This is a genomic window from Bacillus sp. C1 (assembly GCF_054570475.1).
Window position 1 is genome coordinate 16,156 of sequence record NZ_JBTMZT010000007.1, and the last position, 18,351, is coordinate 34,506.

Annotated in this window: 17 protein-coding genes; 3 read left to right on the top strand and 14 right to left on the bottom strand. The window is 36.7% G+C overall.

All coding sequences use genetic code 11. The annotated features are described in order from the left end of the window. The first annotated feature begins 191 nt into the window (after positions 1-191). The gene (locus tag ACX5JI_RS18200; protein ID WP_459502446.1) at positions 192-494 is read left to right on the top strand and encodes an antibiotic biosynthesis monooxygenase family protein; all 303 of its coding nucleotides are present in this window, start codon (positions 192-194) and stop codon (positions 492-494) included. A gap of 62 nt (positions 495-556) precedes the next feature. Here the strand turns inward: ACX5JI_RS18200 and ACX5JI_RS18205 are convergent, their stop codons facing one another. The 4 genes from ACX5JI_RS18205 to bdhA form a co-directional block, all read right to left on the bottom strand. Next, positions 557-1,858, bottom strand: a complete 1,302-nt coding sequence (locus tag ACX5JI_RS18205) for a D-arabinono-1,4-lactone oxidase (RefSeq protein ID WP_459502447.1) — start codon at positions 1,856-1,858, stop codon at positions 557-559. Continuing rightward, positions 1,846-3,018 (bottom strand): amino acid deaminase/aldolase, encoded by a 1,173-nt coding sequence (locus ACX5JI_RS18210; protein ID WP_459502448.1) that lies wholly within the window; start codon positions 3,016-3,018, stop codon positions 1,846-1,848. Before ACX5JI_RS18210 ends, ACX5JI_RS18205 begins: the two co-directional genes overlap by 13 nt. Before the next feature lie 410 nt (positions 3,019-3,428). Continuing rightward, a complete protein-coding gene (locus ACX5JI_RS18215) occupies positions 3,429-3,773 on the bottom strand; it encodes a potassium channel family protein (protein WP_459502449.1) in 345 nt (114 codons plus the stop codon). Positions 3,774-3,887: 114 nt separating this feature from the next. After that, positions 3,888-4,940 (bottom strand): (R,R)-butanediol dehydrogenase, encoded by a 1,053-nt coding sequence (gene bdhA / locus ACX5JI_RS18220; protein ID WP_459502450.1) that lies wholly within the window; start codon positions 4,938-4,940, stop codon positions 3,888-3,890. Between the two features lie 228 nt (positions 4,941-5,168). Here bdhA and ACX5JI_RS18225 point away from each other — a divergent pair, with 228 nt between their 5' ends. Next, positions 5,169-6,323, top strand: a complete 1,155-nt coding sequence (locus tag ACX5JI_RS18225) for an MFS transporter (RefSeq protein ID WP_459502451.1) — start codon at positions 5,169-5,171, stop codon at positions 6,321-6,323. A gap of 30 nt (positions 6,324-6,353) precedes the next feature. Here the strand turns inward: ACX5JI_RS18225 and ACX5JI_RS18230 are convergent, their stop codons facing one another. The 10 genes from ACX5JI_RS18230 to ACX5JI_RS18275 all read right to left on the bottom strand — a co-directional run bounded on the left by ACX5JI_RS18230 (position 6,354) and on the right by ACX5JI_RS18275 (position 16,725). Continuing rightward, the gene (locus ACX5JI_RS18230; protein ID WP_459502452.1) at positions 6,354-7,196 is read right to left on the bottom strand and encodes an N-acetylmuramoyl-L-alanine amidase; all 843 of its coding nucleotides are present in this window, start codon (positions 7,194-7,196) and stop codon (positions 6,354-6,356) included. A 950-nt stretch (positions 7,197-8,146) separates the two neighbouring features. After that, complete coding sequence (gene fsa / locus ACX5JI_RS18235; RefSeq protein WP_459502453.1) at positions 8,147-8,794, bottom strand: fructose-6-phosphate aldolase; 648 nt, start codon at positions 8,792-8,794, stop codon at positions 8,147-8,149. A gap of 35 nt (positions 8,795-8,829) precedes the next feature. Further along, a complete protein-coding gene (gene rbsB / locus ACX5JI_RS18240; RefSeq protein ID WP_459502454.1) occupies positions 8,830-9,753 on the bottom strand; it encodes a ribose ABC transporter substrate-binding protein RbsB in 924 nt (307 codons plus the stop codon). Positions 9,754-9,767: 14 nt separating this feature from the next. Further along, the gene (locus tag ACX5JI_RS18245) at positions 9,768-10,703 is read right to left on the bottom strand and encodes an ABC transporter permease subunit (RefSeq protein ID WP_459502456.1); all 936 of its coding nucleotides are present in this window, start codon (positions 10,701-10,703) and stop codon (positions 9,768-9,770) included. Positions 10,704-10,706: 3 nt separating this feature from the next. Then, positions 10,707-12,191, bottom strand: coding sequence for a sugar ABC transporter ATP-binding protein (locus ACX5JI_RS18250; protein ID WP_459502457.1), 1,485 nt, complete (start codon positions 12,189-12,191; stop codon positions 10,707-10,709). Positions 12,192-12,209: 18 nt separating this feature from the next. Further along, on the bottom strand, positions 12,210-12,605 hold the full coding sequence (gene rbsD / locus ACX5JI_RS18255; protein ID WP_459502458.1) for a D-ribose pyranase: 396 nt from the start codon (positions 12,603-12,605) through the stop codon (positions 12,210-12,212). Then, positions 12,602-13,498: a ribokinase gene (gene rbsK, locus ACX5JI_RS18260; RefSeq protein ID WP_459502460.1), complete on the bottom strand. Its 897-nt coding sequence runs from the start codon at positions 13,496-13,498 to the stop codon at positions 12,602-12,604. Before rbsK ends, rbsD begins: the two co-directional genes overlap by 4 nt. 13 nt (positions 13,499-13,511) lie before the next feature. After that, positions 13,512-14,489, bottom strand: a complete 978-nt coding sequence (locus tag ACX5JI_RS18265) for a LacI family DNA-binding transcriptional regulator (RefSeq protein WP_459502461.1) — start codon at positions 14,487-14,489, stop codon at positions 13,512-13,514. 144 nt (positions 14,490-14,633) lie between these two features. Continuing rightward, positions 14,634-16,247, bottom strand: coding sequence for an MDR family MFS transporter (locus ACX5JI_RS18270; RefSeq protein ID WP_459502462.1), 1,614 nt, complete (start codon positions 16,245-16,247; stop codon positions 14,634-14,636). Positions 16,248-16,266: 19 nt separating this feature from the next. Further along, the gene (locus tag ACX5JI_RS18275) at positions 16,267-16,725 is read right to left on the bottom strand and encodes a MarR family winged helix-turn-helix transcriptional regulator (RefSeq protein ID WP_459502463.1); all 459 of its coding nucleotides are present in this window, start codon (positions 16,723-16,725) and stop codon (positions 16,267-16,269) included. Positions 16,726-16,990: 265 nt separating this feature from the next. On the opposite strand from ACX5JI_RS18275, the gene glpT reads away from it, so the two are divergent. Next, positions 16,991-18,337 carry a glycerol-3-phosphate transporter gene (gene glpT / locus ACX5JI_RS18280; protein ID WP_459502464.1) on the top strand — a complete coding sequence of 449 codons (1,347 nt, stop codon included), beginning with the start codon at positions 16,991-16,993 and terminating at the stop codon, positions 18,335-18,337. The last annotated feature ends 14 nt before the right edge of the window (positions 18,338-18,351 follow it).

An 18,351-nucleotide genomic window follows, 5' to 3' on the forward strand; every position in this document is an offset into this window, starting at 1 on the left:
CAGAATAAAAAATTTGTCGTCTTCCTTATATTTACACTTAATTTTCAGAATAGTATAATTATAATATGCATCACGCATTACGAACGGGATAGATCCTACCTCGTAAGAATGACAGGAGGGATTGCACATGTTATGACTAAAGCAACATATTCACTCTAACTTTTTACCAATACTACTAAAGGGGTGCAATCATGTTTATTGTTACAAAACTTATTCATATTAAACTTGGCTATGAGGAAAAAATGATTCGTGGATTACAACAATACTATCCAAACTCCGGTACATACGGGTTTATTAATTTAGAATTTCCTCGTACGAAGCGTACTGAACATGGAAACGAGTATATGATTCGTATATTATGGAAAACACAGCAAGATTATCATGAGTGGATTGCCCAAAAACAAAAAACGCCAACTATACCATGGACACAACAATTTCAAAGCTATATCCTTTCTTCAAGATCCAATGCTACGCATGTGAAATATCCGTATTAAAAAGAGCTTGGCTGCAAATTTACAGCTAGGCTCTTCTTTCTTTATCTTGATAAATATAGCAACTACACTGAAAACATTTTTGCTACATATGGATTTAAAAACAATCCCGTCGGATCTATCTCTTTTCTAACTTCTAAGAAAGCGCTTAACTGCGGGTACACACATTGTAATTGTTTATATCCCATTGTATGCATTTTTCCCCAATGTGGACGCCCTTCGTATTTTTGAAAAATCTGTTCTATCGCTGTAAAGTACGCAGCATATTTCATTCCTTTATACATATGCACAGCAATATACGCTGAATCCCTTCTATAAGCAGGACTTATCCATATATCATCTTCCCTTACATAGCGACACTCAACTGGAAAATGAACTTGGAATTTCTTCGTTTCAATCAGATTGCAAATTTCGCCTACTACATCTTTCATATAATCTGCCGGAACACTATACTCCATTTCATAAAAGCGAACATGACGAGAGGTTGCAAATATTTGATAACTCGGGCCAATTGTTTTCGCATTCGGCACTACTTTCGCTGACAACTTACTAACTCCTTTACTTATCGAAGGAATCCACTTACATCCTTTAGATAATAATGAAAAAGCGACATTTTCGAGTAGTTCTGTCTTAATCTTATGCCACTTTAAGTCCCTCCCTTTCCCTGTCGTTTCATTTGTAATTTTCACCTGCACATCATCTGAATACGGAAACACAAAAAATTCAAAATGCCGATTTTGCTTATATTCCTCTAATTTATTTATGACAGTAGACAACGGTTCTTTTTTACTTTCATAGATAAGTGAGTAAGCTGGAATGACTTTTAATTTTACTTTCACAATAATTCCAAGCATACCGAGTGATAACTGAAATGCCTTCCAAAATCCAGGGTTTTCTTTCTCAGAACAAACAAGTATTTCTCCAGATGCCAGCACAGCTGTAATTTCTACTACTTGCGTTGCTAAACTACCAAATTGAATACCTGTCCCATGCGTTCCTGTACTAATTGCTCCCGCAATAGATTGCGAATCAATATCTCCTAAATTTTCCTGTGCGTATCCCTCGTCTTCTAATCGTTTTCCTAAATTATATAACTTTGTTCCAGCCCATACTTCTACTATAGATGATTGGGAATCAACCTTCACAATCCCTTGTAATTCATCTAAAGAAATTAAAATTTCCCTTGTTTGAACAAGAGGTGTAAAAGAATGTCCTGATCCAACAACACGAATTCTCTTGCCCTGTTCTTTTGCAAACTTCACTGCTTCCATTACATCTTCTATACTTTTCGGATACATCATATATTGTGGATTTCCTTCTACATTTCCTGTCCAATTTCTCCATTTCTCCCCTTTTACAGAAAGCACTGGCCATCCCCCCGATATGTTGTATATTCCCCTATCACTTTATTCCCCGCAATACGATGTAACGATGAAAAGCGCTCACACAATTCTCCCGCTTTACTATGCCGAAATAACATAACATCTCCAACCACTAAATGTTCTAAACCATCGTAATAAACTGGCGTTTGTACTTCTCCAGCCCCTTCCAAAGCTAACAACTTCGCCCCATTTGGCTCCCAAATCTCGGGCTGTTTGTCTTTTCCAATCGATCCTGAAGCGATATACCCACCGCCTAGACAAGTATATATGTGAGGATTTGGTTGTCTAACAATTGGCAATGCAAAGCCAACAGCTGGTTCAAACATAATTTCTTTATAATAATCAAAGAGCTTAGGAGAATAAAAAGCAGAGCCTATTGTAATCTCTGTAATAGATTCATCTTGCATCGTCATTTTTACACTTCCCGTACCTCCTCCGTTTACAAAACGAAGTGTAATCCCTTGTTCCTTTAGCGTTTGTACAACGCTTTGCCTACGTTCCATCACTTCAAATGTAGATTTTCTTTTTAAATAAGAAACAACTTGATTTTTCAAACCTTGTTTTGGGACACAATCTCCCACCCCTGCAATTTGGGCTTCATATCCCATCACACCATCTATTTGTAAAACTGAAGATTTTTTTATCTTTTCTACCATTTTGACAACTTCAGCGCTCTTTCGTAACGGAGAGCGCCTTACCCCAAAATGTACCCCTAAAAAACGACTACTCATATCAATATCAAAACATATTCGAAAAAAGCCGCCAGCCTGCATTGCAATTCTTTCTAAATAAACAATATGTGCCTCACAATCTACCATACACGTAATAACAAATCCTTGTTTTGTAAGTAAACTAATTTCTCGAAGTGCTTCTTCATCATATGCAGGGTAGCCAAGCAACAAATCATTAAATCCTTGTTTTATTAAAAATAGTACTTCTCGTGGTGAAAAACACATAATACCTTGAAAACAACTATGAGCAGCTAATATTCGCTTCATTACCGGAACAGATCGTAACGATTTACTCGCAATACGAACTTTCTTTTCTCCACACAATTGAATAATGGATTGAATATTTTTCTCTAGCGCTTCTTCAGCAAGAAATGCACATGGCAAGGGAACTTTTTGAAATATGTTACGCTTCACATTTTCCTCTCCCCTTCTATATATATGTCCTATATATATTGGAAGAAAACTATTATTTTCCTTTGTATAAATAAAAAAAAGTTTCTTCTATAGCGAAGAAACTTTTTAATGGAGCTACTAATGTAATTGCTGCCGCTAATGCTAATACCTTCTTTTTCATATGAAAGCCTCCGTTTATATTTATTTTATGTAGAGCACATACTTCAAGTTATATTATCAACCCGATATTAGAATATTCTTTTTTTCTACTGATTACTATTGAGAAAATAAATTATGTAAATGTTCATATTAGAACTATTCTACGTTCAATCGGATTCATTCGTATTTTAGTAAACGAATATTAATTTTCTGCAAAGAAACGGCTAAAATATTGTAAAAAATAAAGCAACCAGGTACATCCCTGATTGCTTCTACTCTTTCTTTCGCCTCGATAATATATTCGGCAATTGAACATTTACTGCCAACTTATGAATGAATCCAAACACTAAGCCCATCCCAATAAAAATATAAAATATCGTAAAAATCTTTCCTAAATCTGTTTGTGGAGTGAACTCTCCATAGCCAACTGTTGTTAATGTTACAACGCTAAAATATAATGCATCAATTACACGTAATTCCTCTACCGTGCTATAAAAAATAGTCCCTGATATTAACGTTATAATCGTTAATACAAATAACACTTGAAATTCTTTATCTTTCCACGCTCTTAAACAAGCTTTTAACATTCGTTTTAAAGTTAGTACAAATGAAAGCATATGACTCTCCTTTCTTAATCGAACTAATTCTTCAAAGGAAAGTCTATCATCTTTCTATCCATAATAAAAGTGGCCTTCTCCTTAGAAAAAGACCACTTTTTTCATTATTATATGTTATTTAGGTGAAACAAGAATTTTCACTTGATTTTTATCGTTTACGAGTGCTTCAAATCCTTCTTCTACAACTTGATCCACTGTAATTTTTTTTGTAATTAATTTCTCTGCCTGAATTTGGCCAGAACTAATTAATTTAATAACCGCTGGGAAAATGTGACGATACCCAAGAATACCTACAACTTCTTTTTCTTTTAATACTAAGTTGTTCGGCGTAATTGTCGCATCTTTTTCCCAGACACTGACGATTACAGTTTGTCCTTCGAAACTTGTACTTTCAATTGCTTGGCGAAGTACAACTTCAACACCTGTCACTTCAAAGCTAACCTTTACACCTAGACCATTTGTTACATTACGGATTTCAGCTAGCACATCTTGTGTTGCTGGATTTAATACATAATCAGCACCTGCTAATTTCGCTAACTCTTGACGTTCTTTAGAAAGTTCAACTGCAATGACAGGTGTAGCTCCTGCTGCTTTAGCTGCTTGAATAACGAGAAGTCCAATTGGGCCACAACCAAATACAGCTACCGCTTCGCCTTCTTTTAATTTACTTTGGCGCACTGCATGAACGGCAACTGCTGCCGGTTCTACAAGGGCCCCTTGTTCATATGTCATTTCATCTGGAATGTGGTGAACCATATTCTCTGGTACTACTGTATATTCAGAAAAACCACCGCCGTCTCCGCCCAGACCGTGGAAAACAAGTTGCTCACAAACATTATAATGCCCATGTTTACAAGCTTCACATTTACCACAAGAATAGATTGGTTCTACAACAACGCGGTCCCCTACTTTATAATTTGTAACTCCTTCACCAATTTCCACAACTTCTCCACTAAATTCATGACCTAAAATAACAGGTGCTTTCACATGTGTTAGTGGATGTTCTTCTGTTGGAATAAAAATAGGTCCTGCTAAATATTCATGTAAATCTGTTCCACAAATCCCACACCATTTTACTTTAATTTTCACTGCTCCTGATCGTATAGTTGGTTCTGGAACTTCTTCTACTCTTACATCACGTTGATTATGCCAAAGTAATGCTTTCATTTTATACATCCCTCTCTATGTACATATACTTAACCTGGTGAAGTTTACTAATCTATTATAGTATCGATATCCAAATATTTCAAAACATTGATCTTATTTTCACTAAATTTTAACAAATAAAATTCACTATTTTGTCACTTTGTACTTTTTTTCCACATCTGTTAATTCAATTTCATTGCAGGTGAAATTCGCATTATGCCATAATAACATAGGAGAGGTGAACATCACTTGAAATATTTCATTTATTTTATTGTTATCATAGCGTTTTTAGATACATTTTCACAATTACCTATTATGAGTACTTACGCACAAAGCCTAGGGGGAACTCCTCTTATTATCGGCCTTGTTGTAGGGATGTACTCGTTTGCCAATATGATCGGCAATATTATTGCAGGTGCATCTGTTGATAAATATGGTGCAAAGAAAGTACTCTATATAAGTATGGGATTTACGAGTCTTATAGTATTATTGTATACCGTTGTCCAAAGCGGCGAACAATTACTTATCGTTCGCTTCTTACATGGATTTAGTGATGGCTTCTTAATTCCAGCAGCATTTACGTTCCTATCTAAACAAACGAAATCTACAAAACAAGGAAAAGCAATGGCACTATCTGGCGCTGCTGTCGGAACAGCGGCTATCGTTGGCCCTGCTTTCAGTGGCATTATGAAAGCAACCGCAGGTGTAGAATGGGTCTTTATTACCATTTCCATCTTAATGGTACTCGGTACAATCGTTTCTCTTTTCTTATTACCAAACAATGTGACTAGAAAAGATACATCACGAACGCAAATTATGAACAAAGAAGATATGATAGGATTATTAAAATCCGAGCCGTTATTACAAGCATATATTGGTGCATTTACACTAATGTTCTCACAAGGAATCGTCACATATATGTTGCCAGTAAAAGTAGAAGCATTGGCACTGAAAGCATCCACAACGGGCATGATGCTAAGTGTCTTTGGGATTACTGCGATCCTCTTCTTCTTATTGCCAACAAATCGTATTTATGATCGATTTGACCGTTCAAAACTGATGCTAATCGGTATTGCAGTCATGGCGTTTGCTTTATCATTGCTTGGCATATTTACAACAAAAGGTATGCTCTTTGTTGTGATGATGATTTACGGAATTGGATTCGCCATCCTCTTCCCATCTATTAATGCTTTACTCGTTGAAAATACAACTGAAGATAAACGCGGAAAAGCATTCGGATTATTTTATGCATTCTTCTCATTAGGTGTTGTTGCTGGCTCCTTTACAGTTGGAGCAATTGGAGCATCACCAAGCGTAAGCTTTGTAATTGGAACTGCATTTTTACTAACATTTGCTGGAATGATTTATGTCCGAGAAAAAACAAAAGAGACAATGATGAATTAATGCATCATTGTCTCTTTTTTAATCAAATATTTACTGTAAAACCTCAACATATGAAGGATTAGCAGTTATATAGTTTCCTGATTTTAGCTTATACATTTTTGAACCATTTACAGTTAACGTTTCCACAACAGTGAATACATCACCCTTTTTCACAGTACCCGCCTTAGCATTCCAATCAGGTTTATTATAATAATATAACTCCTCTGGTTTCACACGAATTAAGAATGTTTTCTTCTGTAATCCAAATGCCTTTACTAAACCATTTACATGCCCTCTTGCAAGTTGTTCTCTAAATGCTGCATTACCTAATTTTTTAGCATCTTCTGCTCGATCAATAAAACCATTTTCAGTTAGTATAGCGGGCATATTTGTCTCTCTTAGCACATGAAAATTATTTGTTTTCACTCCACGATCAGAAAAATTTACTGTCTTCATAATTTCTTGATGGATAATATTTTGATAAGTCGTAGTCGGTGCTCCTGCATTCGGATAACTATAATCTTCATAGCCAGTGCCACCACCACTATTAATATGTACAGATAAGAAAAAGTCTGCTCCCCAATTATTCGCATCAGTTGTTCGCTTCGTTAATGTAGGGTATACATCACTTGTACGACTCATTCTAATTTCATGCCCTTTATATTCTGAGTTTAAAATATTACGAATACGTGTTGCAATATCTAATGTTAAGTCTTTTTCTTTTAAACCATTTCCAATCGCTCCTGTATCCGTTCCGCCATGACCTGGATCAAGATAAATCTTAACTGTCTCTGCACTTGCATGTGCAGTTGGTATAGCGAAATACATACATGCTACAAATAATAAAACAATACTACCTTTCACAAAAGCTGATAATTCTTTCAATGCTGTCACTTACTTTACTCTCCCTTGGTTTATAACTTTATAAATATTCCCTACACTCTAAGTCTACTAGACTCTACATCCTCTTCCTAAAAAAGGATTTCAATTATACTACTAAACTATTCTTATTAATCCTTTTGAATTTTACTCAAAATAAAAAACAAAATCAATAATTTTGTTTTTGTACAAGTAACTATTTTTGGAATTCAAATTTAGCAAACCCTTAAAATATATGTATTTATTTATAATAAAAAACAAAAAACTTATTATCTTCATATCAAAAAAATATAATTTTGTCATATTTCATAAGTTTATTACTTCCATTTTTATTCTCATTACTTTTCAGTAATAATTGTATCCAAATACTAATCATTTTGATTTGCTGAAACTCATCCTCCCTCTTTAACAACCATGTTGTTACAATCTTCCTTTATCAATATGAATATTTTACTATCAATCTCCCTTTCTTTTTTATGAAATGACTTCCATCTTTCCATTGGAAATATAGACAATCTTATATGTAAAAACAATATTTTTTCCCGCTCCCCTAAAAAATGAATACCCACCAACTATGGCTCGACAATTTCCTCGGAAATATTTCTTTTCCCTACATTATTTGATAGGCTTTTTATGGATAAACTAGAGACTCCATGACTTAAAAAGAAATGTTATTACAAGTATCTGTCTTTATTTTTAATGTCTTATAACATATTATTAAGTGATTAAAGTTAATAGATAATTATCGAAAAACTGATTATATAGCACAACTGCAACCATAATTTAGCACAATAATTTTCTCAAAAGGTAATAATTGCTTAGTTTTTAAACCTCGAAAGAAAACGAAAAAAAAGGCGAATGATTTTTAACAACACTATATTCCTCCTAAAAAACTTCATACGCTTTTCCATACAATAAAAAAATCACAACTCAAACAAATGAGTTGTGATTTTTTATCATTCTATTTATTTCTCTTGAGTTTTCTCCCAATCCGCTAAGAACTTCTCAATTCCTTGATCTGTTAATGGATGTTTCACTAATGCCCCAATTACATTTGCCGGAATTGTTGCAATGTGTGCGCCGTTTAATGCTGCGTCAGTTACATGTACGCTATGACGTACAGATGCTGCAATAATTTCTGTTTCAATACCGTGAATTGTAAAGATGTCAGCAATTTGACGAATTAGATCCATACCGTTATGACCAATATCATCTAAGCGACCTAAAAATGGTGATACATATGTTGCACCAGCACGCGCTGCAAGTAATGCTTGTACTGCTGAGAATACTAATGTAACGTTTGTACGAATACCTAGGTCAGAAAATGCTTTTACTGCTTTTAATCCTTCTTTTGTCATTGGAACTTTTACAACAACGTTTGGAGCGATTTTTGCTAATTCTTTTCCTTCTTCAATCATCTTATCTGCTTCTAGGCTAATAACTTCTGCACTTACAGGTCCTTCTACAACGCTGCAAATTTCACGAATGCGTGCATGAAAATCTACGCCTTCTTTTGCTACAAGTGATGGGTTTGTTGTTACACCAGCTAATACTCCTAACTCATTTGCCTCTTTAATTTCCTCGATGTTTGCTGTATCAATAAAAAATTTCATTTGTATTTCTTCCTTCCTAAATGTAAATTTATATTTTATTTTTTCTTAATAAGCTCTAATTCAATCGGAATGAATTTTTCCACTTTTTTACCTTGGTTCACTTGTTTTGCTGTTTCCATCGCCTTCTCTCCGATTAACTGTGGTTTTTGCGCAACAGTTGCTGCCATACGTCCTTCATTAACCGCTTTTACAGCATCCTCCGTAGCATCAAATCCAACCACAACGACATCTGTTTTACCAGCAGATTTTAACGCTTCAAGTGCACCTAGTGCCATTTCATCATTATGAGCAAATACTGCTTTTATATCACTATTTGCCTGCAAAATGTTTTCCATAACTGATAACCCTTTAGCGCGGTCAAAGTCTGCTGCTTGCTTTGCGGCTACTTTCAATTCTTTATCCGCAACGTTATGGAATCCTTTCCCACGCTCGCGAGCTGCGGATGACCCCGGAATCCCTTCTAGCTCAGCAACATTTGCACCCTCGCCAACAAGTTCACGAATGTAGTTACCAGCCATGCTTCCACCTTCTACATTATTTGATGCAATATGTGAAACAACTTTTCCTGCGTTCGCAACGCGGTCTACTGTAATAACAGGAATGTTTGCTGCATTCGCTGCACTTACTGCTGAAGCAACTGCATCTGAATCTGTCGGATTAATGACAACTACATCAACGCCTTTTTGAATTAAATCCTCAACGTCGTTCGTTTGCTTGGCTGCATCATTTTGTGCATCAACAGCGATCAGTTCAATGCCACTATCTTTCGCTTTCTTTTCTGCCCCTTTTTTCAACGTAACGAAAAATGGATTGTTTAAAGTGGAGACAGAAAATCCAACTTTAATAGTTTTATTTCGACCTTTATCGCTAGAATCCTTCGCCCATTCTGGTGGTTCCATTGAACAACCAGCAGTGATTACCATGATAAGTGCAACGAGTACAAGTAACCATTTTTTCATGAATTGTCCCTCCATTATGCTTCTTTTCGACGATCAATTAATACAGCAAGTAAGATAACAAGCCCTTTTACAACTTGTTGGAAGAAAGATGATACTCCTAATAAATTTAGGCCGTTATTTAATACACCGATAATCAATACACCGATGAATGTACCAACAATCCAGCCTCTTCCGCCAGAAAGACTTGTTCCTCCTAATACAACTGCAGCAATTGCATCTAATTCGTAAGAAGTACCAGCAGTTGGCTGCGCAGAATCTAAACGTGACGTTAACACAATACCTGCAAGCGCTGCCAAAACACCGGAAAGACCATAAATCATTACTTTTATTCTCGTTACATGAATACCTGATAATGCCGCTGCCTCTTCATTTCCCCCAATTGCAAAGGTACGGCGACCAAACGTCGTTTTCTTTAAAATAAAGTACAGAACTGCAAAAGCAATCATCATCGTTACAGCAGGTACTGGAATACCAAGGAAGTAACCACGACCAAACATTTGAAACATTAAGTGATCACCAAGGCCAGTGATCGGACGTCCGTCCATGTAAACAAGCGTGAGTCCTCGAAAAATGGTCATTGTTGCTAATGTCGCAATAAATGGTGCCACTTTTCCTTTCGCTATGATGATACCGTTTACAATTCCCATTACAAGGCCAGACAATAATCCAACTGCCATTGCAAGGAACGGGTCCATGCCACTTGCCATCATTCCAGCAACAAGTGCACTTGATAATGCTAAAATAGAACCTACCGATAAGTCAATACCCCCTGTTAAAATAACGAAGGTCATTCCGAATGCAATGAGTGCATTAATCGATACTTGGCGCAAAATATTAAATAAATTGGGGATTTCAATAAACGCTGGATTTAATACTGTAATGACTACAATGATAAGCACCAATCCAATTAAAGAACCAAGTTGTTGCAATACATTCCCCTTATTAACCATAATTTATTCTCCCCCTGTAGCTAATGCCATAATGGACTCTTGCGTTGCTTTCTCTTTCTCCAAAATACCTCCAACTTTACCTTCATGAATAACAAGAACACGATCGCTCATTCCTAATACTTCTGGAAGTTCGGATGAAACCATAATAACGGCATCCCCTTGATTTGTAATCTTGTTCATAATAGAGTAAATTTCTTTCTTGGCACCAACATCGACGCCTCGTGTTGGCTCGTCTAAGATTAGTAATTGCGGATGAATCCCCAGCCATTTCGCAATTACAATCTTTTGCTGATTCCCACCAGAAAGTGATTTAACAGCTTGCTCTCCATTCGCTGCTTTTACATTAAGGAGCTTCATCATATCTTCTGTGAACTGCGTTTCTACTTCTTTGTCCATTACACTACCTTTAGAAAGACTCTCTAGGTTTGGTAAGGCTAAATTTTCACGAATCGAAAAATCTAATACAAGCCCTTCTGATTTTCTATCCTCTGTAATAAAGGCAATTCTCTGACGTATCGCATCAATTGGACTGTCAATTTTTACTTCCTGACCATTCACAAATATTTGTCCTGAGTCTAACGGTTCATATCCAAATATCGCCTTCATAATATCAGTACGACCAGCCCCCATTAATCCAGCAACACCGAGAATTTCTCCTTGTCTCACTTGAAACGAAATATTTTCAAACTTTCCTTCTTTCGTGCCGTTACGCATTTCAAAAATCACTTCGCCAATCTTTGCATCTCGCTCTGGATAACGTTCTCCAATGCTACGACCAACCATCATACTTACTACTTCATCGAATGATGTTTCAGGAATTAACCTTGTCCCCACATATCCTCCATCACGTAAAATCGTAATTGCGTCACAAATTGAAAAGATTTCTTCCATGCGGTGTGAAATATAAACAAATGACACCCCTTCTTTACGTAACTTATTAATAACCGTAAAGAGCGTTTCAATTTCACGATCTGTTAACGCTGCTGTCGGCTCGTCCATAATGATAACGCTCGCATTTGTCATTAAAGCCTTACCAATTTCAACAATTTGCTGTTGTCCAACTGATAATTCACCCGCCGGCATAGCCCCTCTTACATGAAGCCCAAGGTCGGCTAATTGTTGCTGCGCGGTAGCATTCATTTGGCGAGTCCGCAAAATACCCGTTTTTCCATACACCAACTCTTTCCCAAGAAACATATTTTCAGCAACTGTTAAATTTGGTAATATGTTCAACTCTTGATGAATAAATGCAATCCCGTATTCTTCCGCTTCTTTTGCATTTTTAAATGTCCGTTCTTGACCATCAATCGTGACTTGACCAGAGTCTTTTGTATACACACCTGTTAAAATTTTCATGAGCGTTGATTTACCCGCTCCATTTTCCCCCATTAGTGCATGGACCTCTCCTGTTTCAATACGAAACTGTGCGTTTTTCAAAACAGGGTTGCCACCAAACGCTTTTGAAATGTTTGTCATTTCAATACGCATTCTCATCACATCCCTTTATTAAAAAATCACGCCTGCGTGTAAAATAATGTTCGCATACGGCGTTGCTTCTCCTGTACGAATAATAGCTTTTGCTTGTCTTGTAAGTTCTTTAAACTCTTCATGAGACACATATTCAAAAGCGACTTCATTTAAACTTGCTTCAATTTCTCGATTTACTTCTTCGTTATTCACAGTAATCTCTTCTGCTAATGTCAATTTTTCAACTGCCATATCGTCTAGTACAACTTGTAATACATCTAAAAAAGAAGGTTTCCCAAGCTCTACAGCTAAATCGATTCGTTTCACACCATCAGGGATTGGCAATCCACAATCAGCAATAACGATTGTATCTGTATGCCCAAGTGACGCAAGTACTGCGGCAATTTCACTATTTAATACACCATGCTTTTTCATCCAACAATCACCTGCACTTCTCGAAGATGCCCTCTTGTTGGCATACCACCTTGTGCTCCAAGTTTTGTTACAGAGAGACCGCCGGCAATGTTTGCAAAACGAATTGCTTTCTCTAATATCTCGCCTTCTGAAAGTGCGACTGCTAATGCACCGTTAAACGTATCACCAGCCCCTGTCGTATCTACCACTTCAACAGCAATACTTGGTACATGAACAATTTCCGTACCATTATGGAAGCGAACGCCGTTTCCACCTTCTGTCATCAATAACTTATTTGGATATTTCGCAAGTAACTCTTCAATTGATGACGTAAAATCATCTAGTACAATGCGGCACTCATGCTCATTTGGTGTAATATACGTTGCCTTCTCCAAAATATCTTTTGATAATACTTGTGCTGGAGCTGGGTTTAACATAACCGGAATGTTATGCTCCTCACAAATAGCAAGAACGTATTTCACTGTTTCAAGTGGAATTTCAAGCTGAAGGACAACCATATCCGCTTTTACAAGAAGATCTTTTGCACGATTCACAACTTGTTCATTCACGAGACGATTCGCACCTTGTACAACGACAATACTGTTATCTTCTTCTGCTAAAACAATGTGCGCAATTCCTGTCGTTTCATCTGTAACCGGTACCACATAGTCAATGAAAATATGTTCATTCTCTAAGTTTTTTCTAACGAGCTTACCATAATTATCATGTCCTACAGCACCTACCATCGCTACATTCGCACCTAATCGAGCTGCCGCAACAGCTTGGTTGGCACCTTTTCCTCCTGGTACTGTATGAAACGCTTCTCCAATTACTGTTTCTCCTGCTTTCGGTCTTTTTTTCGAAACAGCGACTAAATCCATTGAAATACTGCCGACTACTGCAATATTTGGCATATATCTCCTCTCCTTACTTCGTTGTATTTCGTTCTATAATTTCAATCGGTAAACGATAATGTTCCGTTTCTGTATTTAATTGCTTTCCTTCCATCTGTTCTAACAATAACTGCATTGCGATTCTTCCCATCTCATAAATAGGCTGCGCTACTGTTGTCAAAGATGGATACATCATTTCAGTTAAAGAAATACCATCAAATCCGATAATTTGCAGATCATCTGGAATAGAAATCCCCTTTTGTAATGCAGCTTTTACGACACCAATAGCAATCAAATCATTTCCAGCTACAATCCCATCAATATGTGAATGCTCTTCTAACAATTCCATTGCCACACGCTCACTATCTACTGGATCAAACGTACTTTCTGCAATCATATAAGACAGCCCATATTGTGTAATCACATCTACGAAACCTTCAAAACGCTCATTCGCTGTACTCACATCGCGTGGTCCACGAATATGAGCAATATGTTTACAACCTTTTTCTATCAATAGTTTTGTTGCTTTTCTACTTCCCGCATAGTTGTCTGCATATACGGTCGGAATACGCTCATTAAACATGCGGTCAATTGCTATAACCGGCACCGATAAGTTCATGTAATTCATACTATTTTGTGGGTTCGTTGCTACGATAAACCCATCAACATTATTTTGTCTGAGCACATCAATGTATTGTTTCTCTTTCTCTAAACTCTCATCAGAATTACAAAGGACAACTTTGTACCCTTGCTTATGTGCTACATCCTCTACAGCGCGTGCAACCTCTGGAAAGAATGGATTCACGATATTCGGAACAACTAAGCCGATTAGATGAGATTTTTTATTATATAAAGAACGCGCTACTGTACTCGGTTTATAATCTAACAATTCAATTGCTCGTTCCACTTTTTTTAACGTATCTTCATGAACGTAACCATTCTTATTCAATACTCTGGAAACGGTCGCAACAGATACCCCCGCTAATTTTGCAACGTCTTTAATCGTACTCATTCTTTTCTCTCCCCACTACATGTAACCGTTTACAGAAAATAATATAACTCATTTATAAAAATACGTCAATCATTTCTATCTAAAAAAACTTATATGTTATACACAAAGAAAAAAACATCACCATAAGGCGATGCTTTTTTCTCATTATGAATATGATACATCTGTATCTTTGTCTTCTACAACTGGCTCTTCTTCACCTTTTTTACGATTAGACAACTTGATTTTCTGTAAGAAAATCGTAAAGATAGCACCTACTACGATAAAGACTAATCCTGTTAAAAATACAGTGTGAAGTGAATCCACTAAAGAATTTTTCAAAATAGGTACGATGCTATTAGCAAATGCTTCCGGCATTTGTTTCAATGCTTCTGGACTAAATAGCATAGAGTATAGACCTTGTGGGTCTGTATGAATCATATCTTTAAATTTCGTTACCATTTGCCCTGCTTCTTTTGGGAATGTATCCAAAACAGGTACCAATTTGTTTGTTAGTGTTGTACCTGAAGTGTTATTCATAATAGAACCTAAAATCGTAATTCCGAATGTTCCCCCGATTTGACGGAAAAATTGACTTGAAGATGTAACAACGCCAAGGTCTTTTTTCGGGAAACTTTCTTGCAATGCTAATGTTAAAGTTGGCATGACAAGACCCATTCCTAAACCGATAACCATCATATAAGAAGTAGCAACAAGCTTACTTGTATGCATATCCATCGTTGTTAATAGCCAAAAACCACCAGCCATAATGAGCATTCCTGTAATAATCTGCGGTTTCACGCCCACCTTTAAGACGAGCTGACCACCTATAATACTCATAACAATCATTGTAATCATCATTGGTGTCATAATTGTGCCAGATTCAGCTGCACTTACACCAACAATTCCTTGCATAAAGAATGGAACGAACATAATTGCACCAAACATCCCAATACTCATAAAGAAACCAATTGCATTTAGTAGTGTAAATGTACGGTTTTTAAAGAAATGCATTGGTAATATCGGTTCTTCTGCTTTTGTTTCTACAATGACAAAGCCTACGATACCAATGAATGCAAGCACAAATAATCCAATGATTTGCCAAGAACCCCACGCATAATCTTTCCCGCCAAATGTTAGTGCAAGTAATAAACTTACAACACCGAGAATCATCGTGAAAATACCAGCAATGTCAATTTTAATCGGACCTGTTTGTTTATGCGATTTTAATCCCATCGCGATAAAGATTGTCGCTAAAATACCAACTGGTAAGTTAATATAGAATACCCATCTCCAGTTCACAGCATCAACAATCCAACCACCAACTTGTGGTCCGATTACAGAAGCAAGACCATATAATGCTCCGAAAATCCCTTGCCATTTCGCGCGTTCTTTTCCTGTAAACATATCTCCGATAATGATCATTGCCATCGGCATCATAATACCGCCGCCAAGACCTTGAATACCGCGGAAAATAATTAATTCCGTCATACCATTTGCCATACCACAAAGTGCTGAACCAACCATGAAAATGATTAATCCTGTTATATATACGTTACGACGTCCCAATAAGTCAGCTAACTTACCTGCAATTGGTACAACTGTCGTTGATGTTAACATATATGCTGTTGTTAACCATGTCATTAAACTTAATCCACCTAGTTCTCCGACAATACGTGGCATCGCTGTACCAACAATTGTTCCGTCTAAGGCTGCGAATAACATGGCGATGATTAAACCAATTAACAGCAATTTCCTATTTTGATTTTCGTTTTGTTCCATTTAATCTCCTCAATTCCATTTAAATTGTCTCTTTTTCCCCAGATGATCCACAAATAATTGCCTCTAACTTTTCAAATAAGCGTAATAAATCTTCTCTCTCTTGCAATTCTAATTGTGAAAAGTACTTCGCAATATGTTGATTGCGAGCATTCATTGCCTCTTCTAGTACATCTTTCCCCTTATTCGTTAACTCAATTACGACAACACGGCGATCATTTTCATCGTGATAACGCAGCACTAATTCTTGATCAATTAAGCGATCAATCATCACTGTAATTGCACTTGGTTTTACATACATTTTCTTGGCTAACTCTGTCGCCCTTGACGCGCCATAATGATCCAAAATTTTCAAAATGTAAAACTGCGGTGGTGTAAGTCCTGATGCTTGCATTTGTTCTAGTAACTCCGTTTGCATTTTCTTTCCAATAGAAAATGTTAGCGCCTGAATTTTATCAATATGAGTCATATCATTCGGCATTTTATCCACCTCTTATTTAACCAATAAAATATTTAATGTATTTAAATATTAAACTCCAAAACATTTCCCGTCAATAACTTTTTTCATAAAAACGTTTACAATTTCGTCACAAAGTTGTATAATTTGTGACGAAGTTAATAGCAAAGGTCATGGAGAATTAGAGTATACGACTATGGAACATAGAAAGATCCCTTTCTATATTTCATGGTCTTTTTTATTTGCCATGTTGTTAAACGCTTACAATAATAGAGGAGGATTTTAAGCAATGTTTTTAACTAATTTATTCAAGCCTGCGCCGCATACAGAACGATTGCCTGCCGATCGTGTTGATAGCGAATACCGCAAACTGCGTTTGCAAGTATTTTTAGGCATTTTCATTGGTTATGCAGGTTACTACTTTGTTCGCAAAAACTTTTCACTGGCTATGCCATATCTTGTTGAACAAGGATTTAGTAAAGGGGAACTTGGTATCATCCTTTCAGCTGTATCCATTGCATATGGATTAAGTAAATTTATAATGGGGATTGTATCCGATCGTTGTAACCCTCGTTATTTCTTAGCTGCAGGTCTATTTTTATCCGGTATCATTAATATTATTTTCGGTTCTTTTTCTTTTATTACGACAAGTATTTTACTTATGTTTGTTCTCCAGTTTTTAAATGGATGGGTACAAGGTATGGGGTGGCCTCCATGTGGTCGGACAATGGTTCACTGGTTCTCAGTTAGCGAACGTGGTACAAAAATGTCCATATGGAATGTTGCTCATAATGTTGGGGGAGCAATCATGCCATCTCTCGTTACATTAGGACTATATTTCTTCGCTAATGATTGGAAAAGCATCTTTTACTTCCCTGGCATTCTCTCAATTTTAGTTGGGGTTTATGTATTAATTACAATGCGCGATACACCTCAATCTTGTGGATTACCACCTATTGAGGAATATAAAGGCGAGTATCCTTCAGATGAAAAAACAGTTGATCGTGAACGCGAGCTTTCGGTAAAAGAAATTTTATTCAAGTATGTACTAAACAATAAGTTTTTATGGTACATCGCTATCGCTAACGTATTTGTATATTTTGTACGCTACGGCGTTGTAGACTGGGCACCTACTTATTTAGTAGAGGAAAAAAGCTTTACTCATAGTAGCTCTCGTACAGCCTACGCTCTATATGAATGGGCTGGTATTCCAGGTACCCTTCTTTGCGGATGGATGAGTGATAAGCTCTTTAAAGGCCGCCGGGCACCTGCTGGCATTTTATTTATGATTGGCGTATTCATTGCCGTTCTTGTTTACTGGTTAAATCCTGCTGGTCATCCAATGATTGATAGCATCGCACTTGTTGCAATTGGTTTCTTAATTTACGGACCAGTTATGCTAATTGGACTACACGCACTTGACTTAGCACCCAAAAAAGCTGCGGGTACTGCTGCTGGTTTAACTGGTTTCTTCGGTTATCTTGGCGGTGCTTCATTTGCTAGTGCTGCAATGGGCTTTATTGTAGATGCTTTCGGATGGGATGGCGGTTTCATTCTATTACTTGCATCTTGTGTACTTGCAATTGTATTCCTTGCTTTAACGTTGAATACAGGATCGGCAAAACCACAAAACTAAACAAAATAGCCTCT